The organism is Rhizobium atlanticum, assembly GCF_030182485.1.
Classification (GTDB): Bacteria; Pseudomonadota; Alphaproteobacteria; order Rhizobiales; family Rhizobiaceae; genus Rhizobium.
Genome location: NZ_JAQJCJ010000022.1, coordinates 1 through 24,149, shown reverse-complemented (window position 1 = coordinate 24,149; position 24,149 = coordinate 1). Strand labels below are relative to the sequence as shown.

Here is a 24,149-nt window from a genome sequence, read left to right as displayed (position 1 = left end):
CCATCATCATTTTGTTTGCCGGTCACGACAGGCGCTGTCCAGCCGCATCGAAATAAAGCGGATCGCGCAGCGTCAGGCTGATGCGGTCGCCCGGCGCGATCGCCAGATATGGATCCGCGAGTGTGACGAGTTTGTGATCCCGCGCAGGCTGCTTGGGATCGGCCACCCGGATATGCAGATGGTTCTGGTCGCCGAGATGCTCGATCCAGTCGACCTCGGCATTGGCATCCTTGCCGACGACGATATCGAGATGTTCGGTGCGGGCGCCGACGGTTTTTGTGCCGAATGGCGGACGGCCGCCCGGCAGCAGATCCGCCGGCAGAAGGTTGATGTGCGGCTGGCCGAGGCGGGCGGCGACATGCAGGTTGGCGGGATTGCCATAGATTTCGCGCGGCGTTCCCACCTGCATCAGCCGGCCCTCGGCGACGATGCCGATGCGATCGGCCATGGTCATGGCTTCCACCTGGTCGTGGGTGACATAGAGCAGCGTCGAACCGAGGTCCTTCTGGATGCGCTTCAACTCTAGGCGCAGTTCGGCGCGCAGCTTGGCGTCGAGCGAGGACAGCGGTTCGTCCATCAGATAGATCGCCGGCCGGCGCACCAGCGCCCGGCCAATCGCGACGCGCTGCATCTCGCCGCCGGAGAGCCTGGTCGAGCGGTTTTCGAGCTTGTGGTCGATGCGGACCATGCGCGCGACCTCGCGCACGCGCCGATCGATCTCCTCCGCACTCAGCTTGCGCACCGGCGCTTTCAGCGGGAAGGCGAGGTTCTCGTAAACCGTCATGTGCGGGTAGAGCGAATATTGCTGGAAGACGAAGGCGACGTCGCGCCCGGCCGGCGCTTCGGCCGCGACATTGCGGCCGCCGATCTCGATGCGGCCGCTGTCGGGCCTTTCGAGGCCGGCGATCAGCCTGAGCGTCGTGGTCTTGCCGGCGCCTGTGGGACCGAGCAGCACGACGAACTCGCCGTCGCGTATAAAAAGATCGAGCCCATCAAGAGCCTGGGTGTCGCCGAAGCGCTTGCTGAGATTTCTGAGGACGACATCAGCCATGCCGGGTCTCCTTATAGAGCTGGGATGGCACCGCGCGGCCCGAGACGCAGTCGAAGAGCGCGAGGTTTGCCGGATTGAATTCGAGGCCGACGGTCTCGCCGATCCGGAAACTGCGACTGGCGGGAACGCGGGCCTTGATCAGACCGCCCGGGGTTTCCACGGCAACAACCTGGTTGGTGCCGAGATATTCGCTGCCATAGACGGCGCCGCGAAGGGGCGAGGCGTCGCTGAAGCGGATATGCTCGGGCCTGACACCGAGCGCCAGTTCGCTTTCTGCCATGTCCTGATGAATCTCGGGAACGGCGACATTGACGCCGTCGAGCAGGATGGATGTGTCGCCGCTCTTCAGGCCGGAGGTGAAGCGCATGAAGTTCATCGGCGGCGAGCCGATGAAATCGGCGACATACATGGTCGCCGGCTTGGCATAGATCTCCTGCGGCGTGCCGAACTGCTCGATGACGCCATGGTTCATTACGGCGATCTTATCGGCCATCGCCATCGCCTCGTGCTGGTCGTGGGTCACGTAGACGGTGGTGGCATGGATGCGGTTGTGCAACTCGCGGAGCTCGTGAACCATGATCTCGCGGAACTCGGCATCAAGCGTGCCGAGCGGCTCGTCCATCAGGAAGCATTTCGGGCGGCGGACGATGGCGCGGCCGAGCGCCACGCGCTGCCGATCGCCGCCGGCAAGGCCCGAGACCGAGCGGTCGAGAATATGATCGATCTGCAGCAGGCGGGCGGTCTCTTCGACGCGCTGACGGATCTCGGCCTTGGGCATGCCCTGCGACAGCAGCGAGAAGCCGATGTTTTTGCGTACATTCATATGCGGGTAGAGCGCAAAGAGCTGGAAGACGAAGGCGCTGTCGCGGGCGCTGGCGCGGTTGAAGGTGACGTCCTCGCCGTCGAGATGAATCTTGCCGCTCGAGGGCAACTCGAGGCCGGCGATCATGCGAAGCGTCGTCGTCTTGCCGCAGCCGGAAGGCCCGAGCAGCGCCAGGAATTCGCCGTCATGGACGCTGAAGGTCGAATTCTCAACGGCGACGAAGTTGCCGAATTCCTTGCGGAGATTTTCGATCCGGATGTCCGCCATGGTTTACTCCGGGAATTTCGAGACGATGATGAACATGACGGTGCCGATCAGCAGGGTCACCAGCGAATAGGTGTAGAGCACTAGCAGGAAGGGCTGGAACAGCATGAGGAAGCCGAGCCCGATCAGCACGGTGGCGATATTCTCCATCGGACCGCGGCGCAGCAAGAATGGCCGTTTCGGGCGGGCAGGGGTGCGGGTGCGTGTCTCGATCAGGTGGCTCATTTGCGGACGGCTCCGAAGGTGATGCCGCGCAGCAGCTGCTTGCGCAGGAGAATAGTGAAGACGAGGATCGGGATCAGGAAGATCGTCGTGCCGGCGGCGACCGCCGGCCAGTCCTGCCCGCCTTCGCCGATGATCGTCGGGATGAAAGGCGGCGCGGTCTGGGCCTCGCCCGAGGTCAGAAGGGCGGCGAAGGCATATTCGTTCCAGGCGAAGATCAGGCAGAAGATCGCAGTCGCGGCAATGCCGGTGGTCGCCTGCGGCAACACGACCTTGCGGAAGGCTTGCAGCCTCGTATAGCCGTCGATCATCGCCGCCTCCTCGTATTCGCGCGGGATCTCGTCGATGAAGCCCTTGAGCAGCCAGACGGCGAGCGAGACGTTGACGGCGGTATAGAGCAGGATCATGCCGAGCGCCGTGTCCGACAGGCCGAGCTCGCGATACATCAGGTAGATCGGGATGGCGACGGCGATCGGCGGCATCATGCGCGTCGACAGGATGAAGAACAGCAGGTCGTCGGCGAGCGGCACCCTGAAGCGGGAGAAGCCGTAGGCGGCGAGCGTCCCGAGGAAGACCGCCAGGAAGGTGGAGCCGAAGGCGATGACAAGCGAGTTGACGAAGCGCGGCAGGAAGTTCGACGGGCCCGCGATCACCATGTTGCGCTTGCGGGTTACCTCATCACAGGTGCCGACCGGCGCCGGCAGCGAGGCGATATAATCGGGCGTCTGCCGGGTGCGCGTGGTGAAGAGATTGCAATAGCCCTCGAGCGACGGCGTGAAGACTATCTTCGGGGGATAGCTGATCGAATCCGGCGGCGATTTGATGCTGGTCAGGAAGATCCAGACGAGCGGGATGAGGGTGACTAGCGCATAGAGGACGACGATCGTGCCGGCGATGCGCTTGCTGTTGAGGCTCGGCTCTACGACCGAATGGGCTGTATTGGCGGCGCTCATCTTTGCTTCACCTTGTTCAATGCCTTGACGTAGATATTGGCGAGGCCGAACACCGCGACGAAGAGGACGATGGCGAAGGCCGAGGCCCGGCCGGTCGCCCAGCTTTCGAACGCGGCGCGTTTCAGCGTTATCGAGGCGACCTCGGTGACCGAGCCCGGTCCGCCGCCGGTCAGCAGCGTCACCATGTCGAACATCTTGAAATTCTCGATGCCGCGGAAAAGCACCGCGAGCATGATGAAGGGCAGGGCCATCGGCACGGTGATCGACCAGAACTGACGCCAGGGCGATGCACGATCGACCTCGGCCGCCTCGTAGATATAGTCGGGGATCGAGCGCAGTCCGGCGAGGCAGATCAGCATCACATAAGGCGTCCACATCCAGGTATCGACGATGATGATCGCCCAGGGCGCCAGAGAGACATTGCCGAGCATCTGGACATCGGATGTCGGAATGCCCGACACCAGCGAGACGGCATAGGCGAAGAGGCCGATCTGCGGCTCGTAGAGAAAGCGCCAGAAGTTGCCGACCACGGCGGGCGACAGCATCATCGGGATCAGGATAATCGTCGTCCAGAAGGCATGGCCGCGAAACTTGCGGTCGATCAGGTAGGCGAGCGCAAAACCGATCACCGTCTGCAGCAGGATCGTCCAGAAGACGAAATGGGCGGTGGTCTGCATCGCCTGCCATATATCGGGATCGTTGAGAACGCGTTCGTAATTTCCAAGGCCGACGCCCAGGACCGGCGCATTCGGCCGGTTGGCGCGGTAATTGGTAAAGGAGAGATAGACCGCCCAGATGAGCGGGAAGATGTTGATCGCCAGGAGCAGGGTGATGGCAGGCGCGATGAACAGCCAGGCGATCGCCCTGTCGGAGAGGCCGCGGACGCGCCGGGCGAATGAGGCGGGCGTTGCCCTTGCTGTCGCGTCGGCGGCTTTCTCGACGATGGAGGGATGGGAAATGGTCAAGTTTTCACCCGGTCTTTTCGGATATGAAAGATCCGGCGGCCCGGCTCGTCTGCCGATCCGGGCCGCCATCCTGGCAAGGATGGCGTGCAGAGGGATGCCGCCAGTCCCGTTGGGCACTAGATCTTGCCGTCGTCCTTGAAGACGTCGCTCCAGTCCTTAACCAGGCCGTCGAGCGCTTCCTTGGCGGTGCCGTTGCCGGCGACGACGTAGTTATGGACGCGCTTCTGCATGGCCTGCAGCAGCGAGGCATAGCTTGGCTCGGCCCAGAAGTCCTTGACGATCGCCATCGAGTCCAGGAAGGCCTGGGCATAGGGCTGGCTCTTGGCGAAATCAGGTGCGTTGACGACCGAATTCAGGCAGGAGAAGCCGCCGAGTTCCCACCACTTGGCTTGCACTTCGGGCTGCGCGAACCATTTGATGTAACTCAGGGCGGCGTCGCGCTTGTCGGAATAGGAAACCACCGAGATGCCCTGACCGCCGAGCTGGGCGAAATGCGCCTTCTCCGCCGGATTGGGGAAGAAGCCGATCCTGTCGCCGCCGACCTTCTCGTCCTTGTAGAGGCCGGGCCAGGTGAAGGCGAAGTTCATCTGCATGGCGACCTGGCCGGATTTGAAGGCGTCGGCGGATTCGACCATGTAGACGTTGGAGCTGCCGGGCGGCGTGCAGCAGTCATAGAGCGACTTGTAGAATTCGAGGCCCTTGACCGCGTCGTCCGAGTTGACGAAGCCTTCCATCTCGTAGGGCTTCTTCGGGTTGTCGTACTGGAAGCCCCAGTCGTAAAGGACGTTGGTGACGCCCATGGTGATGCCTTCGGAGCCGCGCTCGGTATAGATCGAGGCGCCATAGACGGTCTTGCCGTCGATCTCACGCTTCTGGAAGAACTCGGCGATCTGTTTCAGCTCATCATAGGTCTTCGGAGCTGCGAGATCGTGGCCGTATTTCGCCTTGAACTCCTTCTGGAGTTCCGGCTTTTCGAACCAGTCCTTGCGGTAGGTCCAGCCGACGACGTCGCCCATGGCGGGCAGCGCCCAATAGTTCGGCGTGTTCTTCGGCCATTCCGAGTAGCCGACAACAGTCGCCGGCACGAAGTCATCCATCTTGATGCCTTCCTTGGCGAAGAAGTCGTTCAGCTTGACGTAATGGCCGTTCTCGGCCGAGCCGCCGATCCACTGGCTGTCGCCGATGATGAGGTCACAGAGTTTGCCGTGAGAATTCAGCTCGTTGAGGAAGCGATCGGCGTAGCTCGTCCAGGGAACGAACTCGAACTTCATCTGCGTGCCTGTCTTGGCGGTGAAGTCCTTCGAGAGCTCAACGAGTGCATTGGCAGGGTCCCATGCGGCCCAGCACAGCGTAAGTTCATCGGCTTTGGCGAGATCGGGCAATGCCGACGACATGACGAACGCCGTGGCCAGCCCCAAAAGGGCTTTCGATGTTTTCTGCATAAGTTCCTCCCAGAACCAAGACCGGCTTCCCACCGGCGTCGCATGTTCACCCGTTTCAGAGAATGCTCACATGAACTCCTCAATCATCATGTTTAGCAATGTGTTTAGTAATAGCGCATTTTATAAACATTGCAAGTGATATTAGTTACTGCGGCGCACAGGTGCTGCCGGCCGGGTTTCGGCCGATCTCCTGGCAACTCGTGAAAATTTCCCGTGCAGGCGTACCGATACCACGAAATCCGGCCTCGCTGGCGGATGGACCGCAGGGTATGGACCTCAACGCCGCTCCTGTTTTCCCGGGAGCGGTTCAAACTTGGCCTCGCCTCCGGTGAGGCCTTCTTCTTTTGTCCATGCCGGCCGTCTCGGGAAATTCCGGTGCAGTGCGAGATTTAGCCTTTCGGGCCTGATGCAACAGGCGTATTCAGCCAGGGCGTGGTTCAACCGCGCTCCCCTCGCTGCATATCTCCGATCGGCTTCCTCCCGCTTCCCTGCCGCGTCATCCGGAATTTTCATTGGCGGATCCATGACCACGGCAGAGACGAGCGAGCAGGGACAAGAGGCGGCAAACGACCGCCAGGCGAAGATCGTGGCTCTGGTCGTTGCCGTTTCCTTCTTCATGCAGATCCTTGACGGCACGATCGTCGCCACCTCGCTGCCGCAGATGGCGGCAAGCTTCGGCGTGCAGCCGGTGTCGATGAGCATCGGCATCACCGTCTACATGCTGACGATGGCGGCCTTCATTCCGCTGTCGGGCTGGCTCGGCGATCGTTTCGGCGCGCGCCGCGTCTTCCTGGTGTCGATCGGCGTCTTCACCGGCGCCTCGCTGTTCTGCGGGCTCTCCGGCAGCCTCACAGAATTCGTGCTGTGGCGGGCGCTGCAGGGGGCAGGGAGCGCGCTGATGACGCCGGTCGGGCGCATCATCGTGCTGAAGAATGCCCGCAAATCCGAACTCGTCCAGGCGATTGCGCTCATCACTTGGCCGGCGCTGACGGCGCCCGTGGTCGGCCCTGTGCTCGGGGGCTTCATCACCACCTATGCCAGCTGGCACTGGAACTTCCTGATCAATATTCCGACCGGCATCGTCGGCATGGGGCTGGTGCTGCGCTTCGTGCCCGAACAGCGGGAGGCCGATCCCGGCCGGCTGGATATTCTTGGCTTTGTCCTGAGCGCGGCCGGATTGACCCTGCTGCTCGCGGCCTTGGAGCTTTCGGTCAAATGGGAAGGCGGGATTTGGCCGGTCATCTCCATGCTGGCGGCCGGCGTCCTATTATCGGTTATGGCGACGCGGCATTTCCTTGCCGTCGACAATCCGCTGCTCGATCTCTCGGCTTTCCGCGTCCAGACCTTTTCGATGTCGACGCTCTCGGCGGGCACGGCTTGCCGAACGGCCATCAATGCGACGCCTTTCCTGCTGCCTCTCTTGTTCCAGCTCGGCTTCGGACTGAGCTCGATTGCCGCCGGCGCCTATCTGCTCGTGTATTTTCTCGGCAATTTCAGCATGAAGGCGGTGACGACACCGCTCTTGCGCTTCTTTGGCTTCCGCACCGTTCTCGGGCTCAATGGACTGATTGCCGCGCTTTCGATCGTTGCTTGCGGTTTCCTGACCCCGGAGACGCCGCCGTTTTTCATCCATGCGCTGCTCTTTCTCGCCGGCCTCTCGCGGTCGATGGAATTCACGGCGCTGAACACGCTCGCCTTTGCCGATATCGGCCCGGCGCAGCGAAGCTCGGCCTCGACGCTGTCGAGCATGCTGCAGCAGATGTCGATGCTGCTCGGCGTTGCGGTGGCAGCCGCCGTGCTCAATATTTCCTCTGCTCTCAGAGGTGCTGACAATCCCGTCATGGCCGATTTCCGATGGGCCTTCGTCGTGGTCGGCGCAATCGGCATCGTCTCGTCGCTGCGCTTTCTGCAATTGCCGAAGGAGGCGGGCGCCGAAGTTTCCGGCCATCGGAAATTCCGGAAGCGCTAACGTCGCCTGCGACAAGAGCGAGCGATGAGCGATGTTTACCTCAGGCGGTCAATGCAATACGACAGTGCTCATGCCGACGACTCGGACGCTTGCGGGCGGTCGTTGCTTAGAGAGAACGCCGGGAGACGGAATGAGCAATTCTAGCGGCGATGCGGATGCCCTGATCCACATCCTCTATATCGACGACGACGAGGGGCTCGCGCTCCTGATGCAGAAAAACCTTGCGCGCTGCGGCTTTTCGGTCGAGTGGGCGCAGAGTGGTGCTGCCGGCCTGGCGCGGATCGCCGAAGGCGGCATCGATGCGGTCGTGCTCGATCATCTCCTGAGCGGCGAGACCGGACTCGACATTCTGCCCTGCATCACATCCGTGCCGGATCATCCGCCGGTCATCTATGCAACGGGGTCGGACGACACCAGCATTGCGGTCGCGGCGCTGAAGGCGGGTGCCGATGACTACATGCTGAAGGGGATTTCGGCCGATTATTTCGACCTGCTCGCCGCCGCCCTCGAACAGGCGCTGGAGCGGGCCCGCTTCCGCCGCGAGACGGCGCAGGCGCAGGAGGTGATCCGCCAGCAGCGCGACCATGCCGAAATGCTGCTTGCCGAAGTCAACCACCGCATCGCCAACAGCCTCGGCCTCGTCGGCGCGCTGATCCGCATGCAATCCTCGATGACCCAGGACCAGGTGGCGATCGATGCGCTGCACGAGACGCAGATGCGCATCAACGCGATCGCGAGCGTCCACCGCCGGCTCTACACCAACCGGCAGGTCGGCTCGGTGCAGGTCGATGAATATCTGGACAGCCTGCTGACCGAGCTTGAAGCTTCGATGCGCGACGACAAGCGGCCGCACCGTATCGTGCTGACCGCAAAACCGGTCAATCTGGCGACCGACAAGGTGATCACGCTCGGGTTGATCGTCAGTGAACTCGTCACCAATGCTTTCAAATATGCCTATCCCGACGGCGTCTCAGGCGAGATCCGCGTTGTTGTCGATCAGATCGACGGCGAATTGCGCCTGATCGTCGAAGATGACGGAGCGGGGTTTGCGCCAGAGAACTCGGCGAGGGGAACGGGCCTCGGCACACGGATTTTGACGGCGATGGCCGCGAGCTTGAAATCGGATTTCGCTTACGATCCCGGGCATGATGGGACGAGGGCGATGCTGGTGTTTTCGTTGCATGAGGAGAAGTAGATAGAGGTGGAAGGTCACGATGAAGGGTGTGTGCCTGCGGCCCTCTCATCTGGCTGCCGGCACCGACGACCGGGGTCGAGCCACGGGTCTCGACCCGTCCTTCGGCCCCCCTCTGGGGAGAAGAGATTGGCGGCAACGTCTCGACTCCCTCTTCTCCCCAACGGGGAAGGTGCCTGTAGGGCGGATGAGGGTGCCGCAGGCACACCTTGCCCTATTTTTACTAGAGCTTACCGGCATAACGTCATCGAACCTAACGCGGCGGGAGGAAAGCATGACAACGATCCGCACACCTCGCGAAGTCTACGATTTCTGGTTCGTTCGATGTGGCCGCGACCTATGGTTTCGCCCCCCGCGGGAACTCGATGTCGAGATCCGGGATGTTTTCCGCGATACGCATCTGGCGCTTGCCGCGGGCGTCGGCGATGAATGGCGGGCCGATCCGGTGAGCCGGCTGGCGGCCGTCATCGTGCTCGATCAGTTTCCCCGCAACATCTATCGCGGCACGGGGCTTGCCGTTGCTACCGACGGGCTTGCCCTTCGGGAAGCCAAGCTTGCGCTTGCGGCCGGTGCCGACCAGGCGGTTGAACATGCTTGCCGGACCTTCTTCTACCTGCCCTTCGAACACGCCGAGAACCTCGACGAGCAGGACTGTTCGGTGGCCCTGTTCACCGCGCTCGGTGACGAGGAATATCTCGATTATGCGATCCGTCACCGCGAGGTAATCGCCGCCTACGGGCGCTTTCCTCACCGCAATGCCATGCTCGGGCGGGAATCGACGGCAGCAGAACTCGACTATCTCTCCAAGCCCGATGCAGGGTTCTGAGCTGTTTGGACGAATTAGCGCGGCATGGACAAGCTCGGTGGGCAGGGCGCTTTAGGCATCTCCCGCCTTTCTGTCGCCTTTCTTTGCGATGAAAAGCGAGCATTCAATTTCGATGACAACCTTTTCGGAGGCTTTTTTGCGGCTGAGATCCATCCTGCTTCGCACCATTCTTCTCGTGACGCTGGCGCTCGCCGGTGCGCATTTCGAGAGCGCAGCAGCCTTCGCGCAGGAACCGCAGCCGCAGGGGGCAGCAGCAGAGGCGTCGCTTGTCGATACGCCTTCCGCCCAGGCGGCGAAGGAGATCGAGAAGGCGAAGGTCCAGCTTGGCTCACTTCAGGACAGCGTCAAGGCGAACGCCGATAATGACGATGCGCTGGTCGGGCTTGCAACCAAGGCCGACGAGCTCAGCCGCGCCGTCATCACCATATCGGTCAACCTGAGGCCGCGTTTCGACCAGATCAAGAACCGGCTGGCCGAGATCGGCGAGCCCCCGAAGGATGGGCAGCCTCCCGAGGCGCAGATCGTCACGGACGAGCGGAATGCGCTCGCCGCCGAGCGCGCGCAAATCAACGCGGTGACGGGCGATGCGGAAAACCTGTCGATCGCGGTGACGAAGCTCATGAACGAGATCATCGAGATGCGGCGGCAGCTGTTTGCCGATACGCTCTTCAAGCGCACCGAAATCTCGGTCTCCGTCCTCGACGATGCGGCGACTGCCTTCGTGCGGGAGACTGGCGAATTTGCCACGGCGCTGTCGAGCTGGGCCACTTTCGTCTGGAAGTTCAAGCGCTTCCCGCTTTTTGCGGCGATCTTCCTGTCGCTCGCTTCGGCACTCATTCTGCTTTCCGGCAGCTACCGGCTGTTCGGCTCATATCTGCGCCGGGACGAGGCTGTCGAGAACCCGTCCTATATCGGCCGGCTGTCGATCGCCTTCTGGTCGACGCTGATCCGCACCCTGGCGCTCTCGGTGCTGCTCGTCACGTCCTTCTTCTTCCTGAACAGTTTCAACGTGCTGCGGCCGGATATCGCGCCCGTCATCGGCGCTCTGTTCGGGACGATCGGGCTGGTCTATTTCGTCGGCCGCTTCGTCAATGCTATCTTCGCGCCGCACGAACCGCGCTGGCGGTTGGTCAAGCTTTCCAACCTGGGCGCGCGCTCAATCGGTTATTGCCTGCTGGCGATGGCAGTCATCAACGGACTCGACTATCTCTTCAGCAGCATCGGCGAAGCGATGGGCTCGCCGCTGGTGCTGACCGTGGTCAGAAGCCTGGTCGCCGCGCTCATCATCGGCATCATCCTGATCGTAGCCTCCTTCGGCAAGCCGATGTTGGCGAGGAACGGTGATCCCGACGCGCCGGGCCGACATTGGCCGCGCGGCATGGCAATCATCCTACGCGTCGTCGGCACTGCCCTGATCGTTTCAGCGCTCGCGGGTTATGTGGGGCTGGCGCGTTTCGTCGCCACACAGCTCATCATCACCGGCGCAGTCGTTGCCACCATGTATGTCGGTCTGCTCTCCGGCAAGGCGATATCTCGGCAGGAGAGCTTCGGCGATACTTTCTTCGCGCGCTTCCTGACACGCCGTTTCAACCTCGGACCCGTGGCGATTGATCAGGTTGGCCTGCTCGTCGGCCTTGCCATCTATGCGGTGGCGCTGCTCGTCGGCATTCCTCTTATCCTGCTGCTTTGGGGCTTCCATGTGCAGGACCTGCAGCTGATCGCCTACCGGCTGTTCACCGAGGTCAAGCTCGGCGGCATCAGCATTTCGCTGCTCGGCATCTGCACCGGCATCTTGCTGTTTGCCGGCGTCTACCTGCTAACTCGCTGGCTGCAGCGCTGGCTCGACGGCAATGTGATGGCTCGAAGCCATGTCGATCTTGGCGTACGCAATTCGGTGAAGACAGGCATCGGCTATCTCGGCGTCGGCATTGCGGCGATCATCGGCGTCTCCGCCGCCGGCATCGATCTGTCGAGCTTCGCGCTCGTCGCCTCCGCGCTTTCGGTCGGTATCGGTTTCGGCCTGCAGAACATCGTCTCCAACTTCGTGTCAGGCCTGATCCTGCTGGTCGAGCGGCCGTTCAAGGTCGGCGATCACGTCGTCTCCGGCACGGCCGAAGGGATCGTCAAGCGCATTTCGGTGCGCGCTACCGAGATCGAGACTTTCCGCAAGCAGGCGATCATCGTGCCGAATTCGGAACTGATCAACGGCCTCGTCGGCAACTGGACGCACCGCAACAAGATCGGTCGCTCGGAAATCCCGGTTTCCGTCAGCTACGACGCCGATCCGCAAAAGGTCATGGATATTCTCTTAGAGTTGACGGCGAAGATACCGCTCGTCATGCGCAATCCCGAGCCGCATGTCGAATTCCTGCGCTTCGGCCCCTATTCGCTCGATTTCGAGCTTCGCTTCTTCCTCGCCGACATGGGCGACGGCCTGACGGTGCGCAACAATCTCAGGATCGATATCCTCAAGCGCTTCAAGGCGGAAGGCATAGAAATTCCGCTGCCACAGAGCGACCTTACCATCCATCGGGAGGCTGCCTCCGTCCTTCCCCATGCGGTTAAGGAACATGCGGACGGCCATGAGAATTCCGAGAATAGACCAGTGGAGGAAGAAGTGCGGCCGGTGCGCCAGCTGCGCGGGCGCGCAGCGGAGAGCTGAACAGCTTATTCAGCCATCATTCACAGGTCTATGTGCATGATCCCTTCCATCGGGATCGCTGCCGAGGGCAGCACCGATCTTTCGAGGGGAGGGCGCGTTGGCGCCGCCGCACATGATGGCAAGATTTGCCGCCGTTCTGCTTGTCCCGCTGCTTGCCGCGCCCGCGGTCAATGCCGCATCCATCACGAATACCGATCCTGCCGCCGTGGTGCTCGTCATCACCGAGGGTGGACAGCGCGTCGAAGTCGTGGTCGATGCCGGCGCTTCCGAAAGTCTCTGTTCCTCCGGCTGCTTCATGACCACACCCGACGGCGACCGGATCGGGCTCGATGGCGGCGAGACGATCGACATCGTCAAAGGCTCGGCGGTCATCAAGTAGGATTGCGGACCTGTCAGGCTGGACGGCTCAGACGCGCTTGCCGTCCGCATCCAGGACCTTCTCGCCGTCTTCCTTGGTGAAGGCACCCTCGTGCGTCTCCGGCAGGATTTCCAGGACCACCTCGGACGGTCGCGACAGGCGCGTGCCGAGCGGCGTGATGACGAAGGGCCGGTTGATCAGGATCGGCTGCGCCAGCATGACGTCGAGAAGCTGGTCATCTGTCAGATCAGGATTGTCGAGGCCGAGTTCCTTATAAGGCGTATCTTTCTCGCGAAGGGCCTGGCGCACGGTGAGACCGGCATCGGCGATCATTCTCGCCAGCTCCTCACGCGATGGCGGGTTGTTCCCATAGTCGATGATATCAGGCTCGATGCCGGCATTGCGGATCATTGCCAGCGTGTTGCGCGAGGTGCCGCAGCCGGGATTATGGTAGATGGTGACGTTCATAGCTTCGCCTCTGATGGCAGGCTCGATGAGGATGTCTCGGCTGACTGCAGCAGCCAGGTGAACAGAAAAAGAGCGACGGCCGCGCCCAGGATTTCAGCGATCCAGAAACCCGGAAGATCGACCGGGCGAATGCCAGAGAATGTGTCGGTCAGTGAGCGGGCGAACGCAACGGCCGGATTGGCGAATGACGTCGAGGCGGTGAACCAGTAGGCGGCGGTGATGTAAAGACCGACCAGCCATGGCACCGCCTTCTGCTCGAACTTGATGCCGGCGAGAATGACCGCGACCAGGCCGAAGGTCGCCAGACCTTCGGAAAACCACTGCGCGCCGCCGGTCCGGACCTTGCTCGATATTTCCAGAAGGGGGAGCGCAAACATCAGATGAGCGGCGATCGTCCCTGCGATGCCGCCGGCGATCTGCGCGAGCACATAGCCGCCCAGATCACGTCTCGGCAGCGAACGCGACATGGCGAAGACCAGCGAGACGGCCGGATTGAAATGTGCGCCGGAGATCGGTCCAAGGGTGGTAATCAGAACCACCAGGATCGCGCCGGTCGCAAGCGTGTTGCCGAGGAGAGCGAGGCCGATATCGTCAGTCAGCGATGTCGCCATGATGCCGGAGCCGACGACGGTTGCGACAAGCATTGCAGTGCCGAGCGCCTCTGCGACCAGCCGGCGTGATAGATCGAACGGCGCCATCAGCCGTCCCTCGCCGGTTTCGCGGTCGTGCCTTCCATACCGCCGATCTGGCGCAGGTGCTGCTCCAGTGCCAACTTGTCGATCGACGACAGCGGCAGGCTGAGGAAGGCAATGATCCGGTTCTTGAGGAAGCGGGCGGCCTGTGCGAAGGCGCGGGCTTTCTCGACCTCGCTGCCCTCGACGGCGGCCGGATCCTCGACGCCCCAGTGAGCGGTCATCGGATGGCCGATCCAGACAGGGCAGGCTTCGCCGTGGGCGGTGTCGCAGACGGTGAAGATGAAATCCATCTCCGGTGCGTCGGGCTTGGCGAACTCGTCCCAGCTCTTCGAGCGGAAGCCGGTCGAGGGATAACCCAGTGCCGCAAGCTCCTTCAACGCCAGGGGATTGACCTCGCCCTTCGGATGGCTGCCGGCGGAATAGGCCCTGAATCGGCCCTTGCCTTCGGTCTCGAGGATGGATTCGGCCAGGATTGAGCGGGACGAATTGGCGGTGCAAAGAAAGAGCACGTTGTAAACACGGTCAGCGGTCATTGCAGTTCCTCCTTGATTGCAGACGCACAGCATGTGGCGATGGCGACGGCGGGCGCGCAGATTTGCGTGTTTCCGCCGCAACAGTCCTCCATCAGGAAACGGATCAGGCCGCCGAGCGCTTCGTAGTTGGCGGTGTAGATGATGGAGCGGGATTCCCGCTGCTGGGTTATCAGGCCAGCTCGCTCCAGCTCCTTCAGGTGGAAGGAGACGTTGGACGGCGAAACATCCGCTTTTTCGGCGATGATGCCCGCTGCCAATCCCTCCGGACCCGATACGACAAGCATGCGAATGATATGAAGGCGCGTTTCCTGCGAAAGCGCGCCGAAGGCGGCGAGGGCTTGACGTTGATCCATATTTCAATAATCCTTGAATAATTGAAACGAGGATTAGCGCAAATGAACGCGATCGACAACCCGAAAGTTCATGCTGACGACATCAATCTCGGCCTGTTGCTCACTGCGCTCGCCGGCGACAAGGACGCGCCACTGGTTTTCTATTACGACGGCCGGCCGAGAAGCCGGGATATCATATCACCGAGGTCAAGGCAGGCCAATTCTCGGGCCTCGATTGCGGCGCCAATCCCGAGGCATGGACTGAGATGTTCATTCAGCTGTTAGATATCGAGGAAGGCGACCGCACTCACCTGCCGGCCGGCAAGTTTTACTCCATCATCCGCAAGGTGACGGAGCATGTTGAACTCGACGGTTCAGCCAAATTGACCTTCGAGGTCAGCGACGGCGTGGGGCCGATGCAGCTTTATTGCGCGGCGATGCCGGTTTCGCGGGCCGGCGCAGTGCATGTCGAGTTGTCGCCGCGGCCGGCAAGCTGTAAGCCGCGCGACCGCTGGCTGGCCGAAGAAAACAAGAAAACGACGGCTTGCTGCGGACCGCCAGCCGCAGGGAGCGGTTGCTGCGCATAAATGCATGAGACTTCGCGCGGGCGATGTGAAGATTTCATGACTGAGCGCCGGCATGTAGATGGAACTCGCCGATTTAATGTCGTCGTCGTCCGCTTCACCGTGTGGTACGTTGGGAATTGCTGCAGAAGATCGAGGCGCGCTTCCTGCGTTCGCTGGGTTTGCCGTCAGTGTCTGATTGATGCCTGCCTATCCCACCATCTGAGCACCCGCATCGCCCGCAGTGTGATCCAGCGCGACGGCTGGCCTTGAGCCTCGTTGACATGGAACCAGACGCGCCCGGGCAAGGTCCAGTCCAGCAGCCATCGGCCGTCGTTCGAGCGCCTTGAGCGAAGGTGGCCGATCGCCTCGCCGAGACGTGAATCGGGATCGGCGCCGGTCAACATGGCGCTTGAGCGGAAATAATCGAGCGCACGCAGGGTGTCGTAGCGCCAGCGATTGGGGTGGAGGAAGCGCAGGAAGCGTTCGTCCGCCGGTTCGCCGGTGCCGAGGCGGCGGAAGAGATTGCGTTCGAGCAGGAATTTCTCGCCGGTGCTGCGCGCCGCGCGGGACTGGGGCGTGCCGCCCGTGGATCTTTCGAATTGGAGCAAGCCTTCCAGCACATTGATCGTGCTGGCGAAAGAGGAGCGAAGGGAACCGCGGGCTCGTTCGCAGTTCCAGCCGCCGTCGTCGAGGCGCTCGTCGGTGAGCCTCTCCACGATGCGGGAGACGTCGATGCCGAAATAGGCCCCGTCTGCGACGGTCCGGCCGTTGATGCATTCCTCGACTTCACCCTCCCAGTAAGGCTGGCCGCCTTCTTCCCAGTGGGCGCTGGCACCGAGCGATGCGACTGTGCGTCTGGCGCGTTCCGATGACGGGTCGAGGCCGAACTCTCGCAGTTGCGACAGCGAAAATGTCGTGGCCGTCCAGGGCTGGCCGTGCTCGCGCCACTCACGAGGATCGAAATCGGCCGGTTGAAAAGCGCCGCCTGCCCATTGTCCATCGTCGTCCTGAAAGGAGAGGAGCTTTGCGCCCCAGCCTTCGGTCTCCACTTTGGCTCGCTCTGCCATCCATTCCGGCTCCGGGGCGTCAAGCAAGTCGCACATCACCTGCCAGCGGATTGAGGGGTCGGAATCGAGAAGCCATTCGATCACCGGGTCGGGTTTGGTCATGGGCGGACCTCTTCGGCGGAACGGTCGGTAACCTGTTATAATCGCTTTGACCGCGTGCTGCCAGCGCGACGGGGCGGGTGGGCCTTTCACACGCACGACCAGTACCCATATCCACCGCTGCCGCATTGATCCTCAATCATATCTGCAAGAAATTGGATGCGGCCCATCGGCGGTCAAGGCTGGTGACGCGCAGAACCCCGGGCGTCATCCTCGGTCCTCTCGATGATCTGTTTCACATTCACTAAGTGTCTGAGAATAAATGGTTTCCCGTCAAGCAATCGCTGTGGCCAGATGCTCGGCACGAGGCCGAGCATGACCGGAGGAGACTTTGTCAACAAAGGGGATCTCACCGGGCCGCTTCTTCGTTTTATGTCGGGACGTGCCGATTAATAATTAGTCAAATCAATTGATGTATCAGTTCCGGCTGGGGACGGATTTTAATTTAAAGGTTTACCATGGCGTTTTTGGGTATTTCGGGGATGCAATATTCCGGAGAGATGTTTGCCGGCGCGCGTATTATCGTCGCGGAAGATTCAAACGTATTCACCTCGATGATCAGCAAACGTCTCAAGGAGTTGTTCGACATTGATGTCGAGATCTGCCGTAACTTCGAGGATCTGCAGTTTTCCTATGACAAATCGTCCGATCCCATCACGCTGGCGATTTCAAACATCAACCTGCCCGGTGCCGAAAACGGCGAAGCGCTGGAATATCTGGTTGACCTCTCCATCCCGACCATCGTCTTTACCGGCACCTTCCATGAGGGCATGCGCGACAAGCTGATCGCCAAGGATATTGTCGACTACATCCTCAAGGACAATATTTTCGCCGTCGACCTTCTGGCGGAGTCGATCTGCCGGTTCCTGACCAATCATCGCCATCACGTGCTGATCGTCGACGACAGCGCGACAGCGCGCGCCTTGCTGTCGAGCCGGCTGAAGCGCTATAATTTCCGAGTGAGCACCGCCGAAAATGGCGCCAAGGCGCTGGAGATCCTGAAGTCCAATCGCGACATCGGCCTGATGATCACCGATTACAATATGCCGGATATCGACGGCTTCGAACTGACGCGGCGTATCCGGGCCCATATCGGCTCGCACGAATTGCGCATCATCGGTGTTTCCTCGTCCTCGAACCGGCTGCTTTCGGCGCGGTTTCTGAAGGCCGGCGGCAACGATTTCATGCTGCGTCCCTTCATCGACGAGGAGTTCTACTGCCGCGTCAACCAAAATCTCGACACGCTGCTGCAGATCCAGTCCATGCGCAAGGAGCGGGCAGTTGCCTGATGGCTCTTCCAGGATCAGGGTTGAGATGAAGCCCGTGGCGGCCGCTGCAGGGTGCCGGATTTTTGCAATTACAGGTAATCCTAGTATTTGTCCCCTTCACGTGGACGAGGGTCTCGGTTATCGTCTGCCGCACCGTAGGCTGGGCCGAGTCGAGCTCGTCAGGCGCATGGGGGAGTAGCGGCTGTGGCTTTTCAGGCGGATTTTCAGCGGGATGGGCTTGGGCTGCGTTCCGGCGGGCTCAAGATACTTCTGGTTGAAGATTCCCGGATGTTTTCCGCCGTGCTTTGTCATCGGTTCCAGACGGAACTTGGCCTTGCCGTCAAATCCTGCTCGTCGCTGAAAGCGCTTCGCAGGGAACTTGCCGAAGACGGTCACGGCTACACCATGGCCGTCGTTGATCTCAACCTGCCGGATTCACCTTATGGCGAGGCGCTCGACTGTACGATCGAGCACGATATTCCAGCAATCGTCTTCACCGCCACGTTCGATCTCAACACGCGCAACAAGATCATGGAGCGCAATGTCATCGATTACGTGCTTAAAGACAATGAGTTCGCGCTCGACAATCTGGTCGCCACCGTCCGCCGCGCGATCTCCAACCGCAAAACCCGGGTGCTCGTCGTCGACGATGTGGTCTCGGTACGCCAGGTTCTCGTTGATCTCCTGAAGGCACAGCAATATCTGGTCGTCGAGGCAAGCTCGGGGCTCGAGGCGCTGGCGGCGCTCGAAGCCTATAGCGATATTGAACTCGTCGTCACCGATCATCACATGCCCGACATGAGCGGTTACGAGCTGACGCGGCGCATCCGCCATCGCTTCGGTTCAGACCGGTTACGCGTCATCGGCGTCTCCTCCTCCAACGATCGTATGCTGTCCGCGAGTTTCCTGAAAGCCGGCGCCAGCGATTTCGTCTATCGGCCCTTCGTGGCCGAGGAGCTTCAATGCCGCATCGCCAACAATGCGGAAACACTGGCGCAGATGCGCCAGTTGAGGGCCGCTGCAGCCTGCGACTATCTCACCGGCCTTTATAACCGCCGCTATTTCTACGACAATGGCCCGAAGCTGGTGAACGAATGCCTGCGGCTGAAAGTGCCAAGCTCGGTCGCCATTCTTGATATCGACCATTTCAAACGGCTGAACGACACATATGGCCACGAGATCGGCGACAAGGTGCTGAAGGCGGTTGCAAACAGGCTGTTCACGATCTTCGATAGCAGCGACAACCTGCTCTCGCGCCTCGGCGGCGAGGAGTTCGCCATCCTGTTCCCGCAGATGGATTCGGCCGCCGCCACCAAGCTCTGCGACGAGATCCGCTCGGATATTTCGCGGCTGAAGGTAACGGCCGACGACGAGGAACTCGGCGTCACCATCTCGATCGGGATTGCCGAAATTGGCAGTTACGAAACCTTCGAAAACTACCTCAACGCCGCCGACCAGTTCCTCTACATGGCCAAGCATCGCGGCCGCAACCAGGTCTATTCCGACGCCAAGATGACGGAGGAGGCGGCGCAGTAGGTTGCTTGCGCTTACTCGGCGTCATCAGCCTCACGCCGCAACGGCCTGCCTTGCCGTTGCCATGGTCATCTTGCGCTCGGCGCGTTCCTGCTGCGGCGAGCGGTGGTAGAGTTCGCGATAACACTTGGAGAAATGCGAGGCCGAGACGAAGCCGCAGGCAACGGCGACCTCGACAACCGGCATCGAGGACTGAACCAGCAGGTGGCGCGCACGGTCAAGTCGGATTTCGAGATAATAGCGGGCCGGCGAACGGCCCATCTCCTGGCGGAACAGCCGTTCGATCTGGCGTCGGGAGAGGCCGGCGCCATCGGCGATCTCGATCAGCGACAGCGGCTCGGCGAGATTGCCTTCCATCAGCTCGATGATCGACAGGACCTTGGCGTTCTGCACACCGAGGCGGGCGCGCAGCGGCAGGCGCTGGCGGTCGTGCGGGTTGCGCACGCGGTCGGTCAGGTGCTGTTCGCAGATGCGGTTGACCAGGCTTTCGCCGAAATCCTCACCGATCAGGTTCAGCATCATATCGAGCGAGGCGGTGCCGCCGGCGCAGGTATAGAGATTGCCGTCGACCTCGTAGAGATCGGCATAGACCTCTGCCTGCGGAAAGGCTTCGGAAAAGCCGGGCAAGTTCTCCCAGTGGATGGCGCAGCGCTTGCCGTTCAGAAGACCGGCCTGCGCAAGCACATGCGCGCCCGTACAGAGGCTGCCGACGGCGACGCCGCGATTGTAGCATTCGCGTAGCCAGGCATTGACGGATTTGTTGTTGAATTCCTCGATATCGATGCCGGAACAGACGAGCACCATGCCGGGACGGTTTTCGCCGCCGAGATGCCGGCGTTCCTCGGCGAGCGAGGAATTCGCCTCGATGCCGATGCCGCAGGAGGAATAGACCTTTTCTCCGTCGACCGAGGCAAGCCGCCAGGTATAGGCCTGATAGCCGAGCATGCGGTTGGCGATGCGCAAGGTGTCCACCGCTGCCGAAAAGGGCAGCATGGTGAATTGCGGTACCATAAAGAAGACCAGTGAGCGCTTCTTGATCTGCATCCTGTTCATAGCGAAATCCATGCTCGAGGGGCGATGACATATTCGTTGCGCGGAATGCGTCGCGCCGATGTCCTAAAAGCGACAGTGGCATGGAAAAATGCGGCCGAGAAGAGCAAATATGCGACATTGACCGAAATTTGACCGGTCACATCGCCGGTCGGGGCAGAAACAAGGCTCACAGACGGCTGAAATTCGAGACTGAAGACGGCGGGGCACTGCACAGCGTGTACGAAAAAGGCGGCGTTGCGCGAGGCAGACGCCGCCCTCATCTCAGGAGGAATGTCGCATTCATTACATGGTCCGGTGTTTGCTGTCGTCGGTGCTCGGCCAGCCGATATCCTTGCGGACGTCAAACGGCATGGCTTCAATTTCACGGGCGGTCCGCCAGCGCGTCCAGGCAAGCACGAGCTTATGGGCGTAGTGGCCCAGATCGAAGCGGCCTTCGCCGGAGGGGAGGGTCTTGCCACCACCCCGATAGGTGAGCGTGGTCATTATCCAGTTCCTTTCCTAAGTCAGCGGCATGGTCATCGATGGGAGGATCGTCCATGTCCACGCAGTTAATATGGGCGTCGGGAACTCATCATTCAAACGAATAGAGCTTATGGATAGCATCAAAGAGATTGAACAATCTCAGCGCCTTCCGACAATGGCCTATGGCGAGCACTGTTGGGAATAGAGGACAGCTGGCGACCTTGCGAAGCGGCATGCGCTTACACTCTAGGTTCATAATCGAATGTCTCGCTGCGTGTCGGCGGCGAGACCAGCGTCACGGATTTATGAACTTTAGGTCTTAGCGACGAACGGCACCTAATCTTCTTAAAGAGATGCACAACGGCATAGCACGGCGCTGAGCCTTCGGGCCTTGCCCCTCACTCCCGATAACCCCAACGGAGCGGACATGCCGAACCACAGCCAACTGGCGGCGATCGGACTGGTGTTCGTCAATCTCTTCAGCGGCGTGCTGGCCCCCGTTGCATATGCCGCGCTATCGCTGCGCCCAAGCCTTCTCTCTATTTTCCTGATTCTGGTGGTCGTCGCCCTGCTCGTCGGAGGGCGCGCTGCCGCTCCCTCGAAGGACGCTCGCGTGTTCGCGGGCGTCCTGGATATTCCTTATCCTGTTCGGTATCAGGGTATCTCCGCTGCCGGGCAGCGCCGCGGAATCCTTGGCGAGCCGTATTGCCTATGTCGCGGCAGCCTTGATCGATGCGCTGCTCCTACCGACGATTCTGTGGCCGCCGGCAGAGGGAAGCAAGCCGGCTGCATCAGGCCGCTCTTAAGTCGAATGTCGATCGCCCACAGAAAGCCGTGCTCATGTCGGTAAGCGTGCTGCAAAAAGCTTTGGAACCATGTCCCTCCCACGTCGTTGCCGCTTGGTAACTGCCACTGATGCAAGGAGGAAACGATGATTTCCGCAGATCAGATCCGTGAACATATGGAAGTGCGGGCTGCCGACGGCACTCACGTCGGAACGGTGGATCAGCTTGACGGTCCGACCCGCATCAAGTTGACGAAAACCGACTCGGAGGACGGCAAACATCATCTGATTCCACTCGATTGGGTCGATCACGTCGACGCCCATGTTCACCTGTCGAAGAATGCCCGGGATGTCCGCAGCCAGTGGGCCACCATCAATTGAGGAGCGAGAGGCTGCGGCTTAGGCTGCGGCCTCCTCCTGCAAGGGGCCTCATTCCTCGTCCGGACGAGAGGAGATCGAAATGCCAGCCAAATCTAAGGCCCAGCAGAAAGCGGCAGGTGCCGCACTTTCAGCCAAACGCGGAGAGACGCCGAAGAAGGAACTCAGGGGCGCTTCGAAGCAGATGGAAAAATCCATGAGTGAAAAACAGCTCGAGGAATTCGCGTCGACCAAGACCAAGGGCAAACCCGGGCATGTCTCCAAATGATCGTTCAAGACCCGGCGAGACCTATGTCGTGGTCGAAAGCATCGAAAATCCTGCGACGTCATAGGCCTCTGATAGGGCATCGAAAATCGCGCGGGCGGAGCCGTCACGGTCTTTGGCCATCCATCGCAGCTCGAACGTGACGCCAGGGCGGCCCTCGCTGGTCTTCCCAAAAGAAACGAATTGGGCAGCGCAACCGAACGGTCCAAGCACCTCCGACAGTTCCGGCAACTCGGCTTCGGAGCTGTGAATGACGAGTGTTGCTTTCTGTTCGCAACGCAGCCACATGTCCAGCTGCTTCATCGGCGACAAGATAATGAAGGCGACCGCGGTCGCTGCCGTTCCGGTCAGAATCTGGCCGCCGCCGAAGCAGAGACCGACGACGGTCATGAACCACATGGTCGCGGCCGTGGTGACGCCGGTCATCGTGTCTCCACGCCTCAGGATGGCGCCGCCGCCGATGAAGCCGACGCCCGTCAGCACGCCGAGGGGAAAGCGCAGCACGTCCATCTGAGTGAAATAACTAAAGGTTTTTCCGTAGGTCGATAGAAGGAGGTTTGCCTGGATCATCGCCAGGCAGGCGGCAAGAGCCACCAGGATCGTAGTCCTGAAGCCCGCCGCGTGACCGCCGCGCTCGCGATCGAGGCCAATCAGTCCGCCTGCGATCACCGTTAATATCATCCGTAAGGCGATCTCCCACCAGCTTGGCGTGAGCGGCATCGCTTCCGTCAGGAACGAAGGCATGGTCTGATCCCGACTGTGTTGCCGCTCTTTCGCTGCCGGCCAAGCATTCGTTCCTCCTGGGCTACAGTGCATCGGTTGAGATAAACGCAATGTCGGCCAGGACGTTCCCGGAACGCCAGGAGCGTTGACGTTTGCAATAGGGCAAGATTGGCGGTTTGTCGGTCATCGGTGTATGGTTCCGGCGGGGCAATTCCCCCACCAATCATAAGAGTGCGTTGCGTTTAAAACGGAGACATCGATTGGCTGTTACCTTCACCAAGGAAGAGAGTTTCGAAACCGCTTCGGAAACCCTGTTGCCGGACCGGCCAATTTCGCCGCATCCCAACCTCGTCACGGAAGCGGGATTGAGGGCACTCGAATTGCAGTTTCAGCAGGCGCGCGCGGCCTATGATGCGACGAGCGCCATTGAAGACGTAAATGAGCGGCGGCGGCAGGCTGCCAATCCTGTACGTGATCTCCGATACTTATCGGCCAGACTTCGCTCCGCCCAGCTCATGCCTAACCCTACGTCAGCCGACGTGGTTGCCTTTGGCAATACGGTCACTTTCAGCCGCGACGATGGACGCGTGCAGACTTATCGGCTCGTTGGAGAAGACGAAGCAGATCCCAAGGCGGGATCGATTTCCTACGTCTCTCCGGTGGCGCAGCTGCTGATGGGCAAGGCTGTCGGCGATGTGGTGGAGACAGGCGGCCAGGAGCTGGAGATTATCGCCATCTCCTAGAGAAGATCGTCAAAGTTCGCCGAGTTCTCCGGCGAGAGCGAGCGGATCGGTACGAAGGATTTTGACGAAACCAGCGAGTTCGGCAACCGCACGGCCTACGTGTGATCGTTCCGACCGACTAAATCCCTCTGCCGGTGGAGCCTGGAGAAGAGGCATCTTGACGGTCATTAAAGCCGACGCTTCGCTACGGCGACGACCTCGCGCGTCAACTCGGCCAGGCGGTCGGCGGCGAGGCGGTTTATCTGCCAGTATAGTGGAACGTCCAGCGGCGTGTCGGCAACAAGTTCGACGAGCCGCCCCGATGCGAGATGATCACGGGTGAGCTGGGTCGGGTTCATTCCCCACCCCATCCCGGAAAGAGTGGCTTCGACGAAGCTTTGCGGCGAGGGCAGCCAATGTGTGGGGTAGTCCAGATCTTGGCTGAAGGTTTGCCTTACCCAGCTGCTCTGAAGC

24 protein-coding genes and 3 pseudogenes are annotated in these 24,149 nt (G+C 60.9%); 12 read left to right on the top strand and 15 right to left on the bottom strand.

All coding sequences use genetic code 11. The features are described 5' to 3' along the window. Positions 1-22: 22 nt before the first annotated feature. The 6 genes from PH551_RS26725 to PH551_RS26700 form a co-directional block, all read right to left on the bottom strand. Positions 23-1,051 (bottom strand): ABC transporter ATP-binding protein, encoded by a 1,029-nt coding sequence (locus tag PH551_RS26725; RefSeq protein ID WP_285195694.1) that lies wholly within the window; start codon positions 1,049-1,051, stop codon positions 23-25. Beyond that, positions 1,044-2,141 carry an ABC transporter ATP-binding protein gene (locus PH551_RS26720; protein WP_285195693.1) on the bottom strand — a complete coding sequence of 366 codons (1,098 nt, stop codon included), beginning with the start codon at positions 2,139-2,141 and terminating at the stop codon, positions 1,044-1,046. Before PH551_RS26720 ends, PH551_RS26725 begins: the two co-directional genes overlap by 8 nt. Positions 2,142-2,144: 3 nt before the next feature. After that, positions 2,145-2,363, bottom strand: a complete 219-nt coding sequence (locus PH551_RS26715; protein ID WP_085778512.1) for a hypothetical protein — start codon at positions 2,361-2,363, stop codon at positions 2,145-2,147. Further along, positions 2,360-3,313, bottom strand: coding sequence for a carbohydrate ABC transporter permease (locus PH551_RS26710; protein WP_085778511.1), 954 nt, complete (start codon positions 3,311-3,313; stop codon positions 2,360-2,362). The genes PH551_RS26715 and PH551_RS26710 overlap by 4 nt, the downstream gene beginning before the upstream one ends. Then, positions 3,310-4,278, bottom strand: coding sequence for a carbohydrate ABC transporter permease (locus tag PH551_RS26705; RefSeq protein ID WP_285195692.1), 969 nt, complete (start codon positions 4,276-4,278; stop codon positions 3,310-3,312). The genes PH551_RS26710 and PH551_RS26705 overlap by 4 nt, the downstream gene beginning before the upstream one ends. Positions 4,279-4,394: 116 nt before the next feature. Further along, on the bottom strand, positions 4,395-5,720 hold the full coding sequence (locus PH551_RS26700) for an ABC transporter substrate-binding protein (protein ID WP_285195691.1): 1,326 nt from the start codon (positions 5,718-5,720) through the stop codon (positions 4,395-4,397). A gap of 523 nt (positions 5,721-6,243) precedes the next feature. On the opposite strand from PH551_RS26700, the gene PH551_RS26695 reads away from it, so the two are divergent. From PH551_RS26695 to PH551_RS26675, 5 genes are all read left to right on the top strand, one after another. Next, positions 6,244-7,689, top strand: coding sequence for an MFS transporter (locus PH551_RS26695; protein WP_285195690.1), 1,446 nt, complete (start codon positions 6,244-6,246; stop codon positions 7,687-7,689). Positions 7,690-7,819: 130 nt separating this feature from the next. Next, on the top strand, positions 7,820-8,884 hold the full coding sequence (locus PH551_RS26690) for a histidine kinase dimerization/phosphoacceptor domain -containing protein (protein WP_285195689.1): 1,065 nt from the start codon (positions 7,820-7,822) through the stop codon (positions 8,882-8,884). 271 nt (positions 8,885-9,155) lie between these two features. Beyond that, entirely contained in the window at positions 9,156-9,707 is a 552-nt protein-coding gene (locus tag PH551_RS26685) for a DUF924 family protein (protein WP_285195688.1), read from the top strand. A gap of 136 nt (positions 9,708-9,843) precedes the next feature. Beyond that, a complete protein-coding gene (locus PH551_RS26680; protein ID WP_285195687.1) occupies positions 9,844-12,369 on the top strand; it encodes a mechanosensitive ion channel family protein in 2,526 nt (841 codons plus the stop codon). Between the two features lie 112 nt (positions 12,370-12,481). After that, on the top strand, positions 12,482-12,748 hold the full coding sequence (locus PH551_RS26675; RefSeq protein WP_183704473.1) for a hypothetical protein: 267 nt from the start codon (positions 12,482-12,484) through the stop codon (positions 12,746-12,748). Between the two features lie 27 nt (positions 12,749-12,775). Here PH551_RS26675 and arsC read toward each other — a convergent pair whose 3' ends face one another. From arsC to PH551_RS26655, 4 genes are read right to left on the bottom strand one after another with little or no spacing between them, the layout of a single operon-like run. Beyond that, complete coding sequence (gene arsC / locus PH551_RS26670; RefSeq protein WP_285195686.1) at positions 12,776-13,195, bottom strand: arsenate reductase (glutaredoxin); 420 nt, start codon at positions 13,193-13,195, stop codon at positions 12,776-12,778. Continuing rightward, entirely contained in the window at positions 13,192-13,893 is a 702-nt protein-coding gene (locus tag PH551_RS26665) for an MIP/aquaporin family protein (RefSeq protein ID WP_285195685.1), read from the bottom strand. The genes arsC and PH551_RS26665 overlap by 4 nt, the downstream gene beginning before the upstream one ends. Continuing rightward, positions 13,893-14,423 carry an arsenate reductase ArsC gene (locus PH551_RS26660; RefSeq protein ID WP_285195684.1) on the bottom strand — a complete coding sequence of 177 codons (531 nt, stop codon included), beginning with the start codon at positions 14,421-14,423 and terminating at the stop codon, positions 13,893-13,895. Before PH551_RS26660 ends, PH551_RS26665 begins: the two co-directional genes overlap by 1 nt. Continuing rightward, positions 14,420-14,776 carry an ArsR/SmtB family transcription factor gene (locus tag PH551_RS26655; RefSeq protein WP_285195683.1) on the bottom strand — a complete coding sequence of 119 codons (357 nt, stop codon included), beginning with the start codon at positions 14,774-14,776 and terminating at the stop codon, positions 14,420-14,422. The genes PH551_RS26660 and PH551_RS26655 overlap by 4 nt, the downstream gene beginning before the upstream one ends. Positions 14,777-14,818: 42 nt before the next feature. Between PH551_RS26655 and PH551_RS26650 the strand changes: the two are divergent. Further along, positions 14,819-15,342, top strand: a pseudogene (locus PH551_RS26650) (DUF6428 family protein). A 164-nt stretch (positions 15,343-15,506) separates the two neighbouring features. On the opposite strand, the gene PH551_RS26645 reads toward PH551_RS26650, so the two are convergent. Further along, positions 15,507-16,490: a squalene cyclase gene (locus PH551_RS26645; protein ID WP_285195682.1), complete on the bottom strand. Its 984-nt coding sequence runs from the start codon at positions 16,488-16,490 to the stop codon at positions 15,507-15,509. 455 nt (positions 16,491-16,945) lie between these two features. On the opposite strand from PH551_RS26645, the gene PH551_RS26640 reads away from it, so the two are divergent. Then, complete coding sequence (locus tag PH551_RS26640; RefSeq protein ID WP_085778499.1) at positions 16,946-17,776, top strand: response regulator; 831 nt, start codon at positions 16,946-16,948, stop codon at positions 17,774-17,776. 183 nt (positions 17,777-17,959) lie between these two features. Next, positions 17,960-19,291 (top strand): GGDEF domain-containing response regulator, encoded by a 1,332-nt coding sequence (locus PH551_RS26635; RefSeq protein ID WP_285195681.1) that lies wholly within the window; start codon positions 17,960-17,962, stop codon positions 19,289-19,291. A gap of 30 nt (positions 19,292-19,321) precedes the next feature. On the opposite strand, the gene PH551_RS26630 is transcribed toward PH551_RS26635, so the two are convergent. Together PH551_RS26630 and PH551_RS26625 are read right to left on the bottom strand one after the other, a co-directional pair. After that, on the bottom strand, positions 19,322-20,341 hold the full coding sequence (locus PH551_RS26630; protein WP_041678677.1) for a GlxA family transcriptional regulator: 1,020 nt from the start codon (positions 20,339-20,341) through the stop codon (positions 19,322-19,324). Positions 20,342-20,623: 282 nt separating this feature from the next. Next, on the bottom strand, positions 20,624-20,824 hold the full coding sequence (locus PH551_RS26625) for a hypothetical protein (RefSeq protein WP_085778497.1): 201 nt from the start codon (positions 20,822-20,824) through the stop codon (positions 20,624-20,626). Between the two features lie 418 nt (positions 20,825-21,242). On the opposite strand from PH551_RS26625, the pseudogene PH551_RS26620 reads away from it, so the two are divergent. The 3 genes and pseudogenes from PH551_RS26620 to PH551_RS26610 form a co-directional block, all read left to right on the top strand. After that, positions 21,243-21,609, top strand: a pseudogene (locus tag PH551_RS26620) (DUF2955 domain-containing protein); the annotation flags it as partial. 125 nt (positions 21,610-21,734) lie between these two features. Next, positions 21,735-21,968 carry a DUF2171 domain-containing protein gene (locus PH551_RS26615; RefSeq protein WP_011425758.1) on the top strand — a complete coding sequence of 78 codons (234 nt, stop codon included), beginning with the start codon at positions 21,735-21,737 and terminating at the stop codon, positions 21,966-21,968. A 79-nt stretch (positions 21,969-22,047) separates the two neighbouring features. Then, positions 22,048-22,233 carry a DUF3008 family protein gene (locus PH551_RS26610; RefSeq protein WP_285195680.1) on the top strand — a complete coding sequence of 62 codons (186 nt, stop codon included), beginning with the start codon at positions 22,048-22,050 and terminating at the stop codon, positions 22,231-22,233. 21 nt (positions 22,234-22,254) lie between these two features. Here PH551_RS26610 and PH551_RS26605 read toward each other — a convergent pair whose 3' ends face one another. Further along, entirely contained in the window at positions 22,255-22,974 is a 720-nt protein-coding gene (locus PH551_RS26605) for an MgtC/SapB family protein (protein ID WP_285195679.1), read from the bottom strand. 239 nt (positions 22,975-23,213) lie between these two features. Between PH551_RS26605 and greA the strand changes: the two genes are divergently transcribed. Then, complete coding sequence (greA, locus tag PH551_RS26600) at positions 23,214-23,696, top strand: transcription elongation factor GreA (protein ID WP_285195678.1); 483 nt, start codon at positions 23,214-23,216, stop codon at positions 23,694-23,696. A gap of 167 nt (positions 23,697-23,863) precedes the next feature. Here the strand turns inward: greA and PH551_RS26595 are convergent. Beyond that, a pseudogene (locus PH551_RS26595) lies at positions 23,864-24,149 on the bottom strand (ArgP/LysG family DNA-binding transcriptional regulator); the annotation flags it as partial.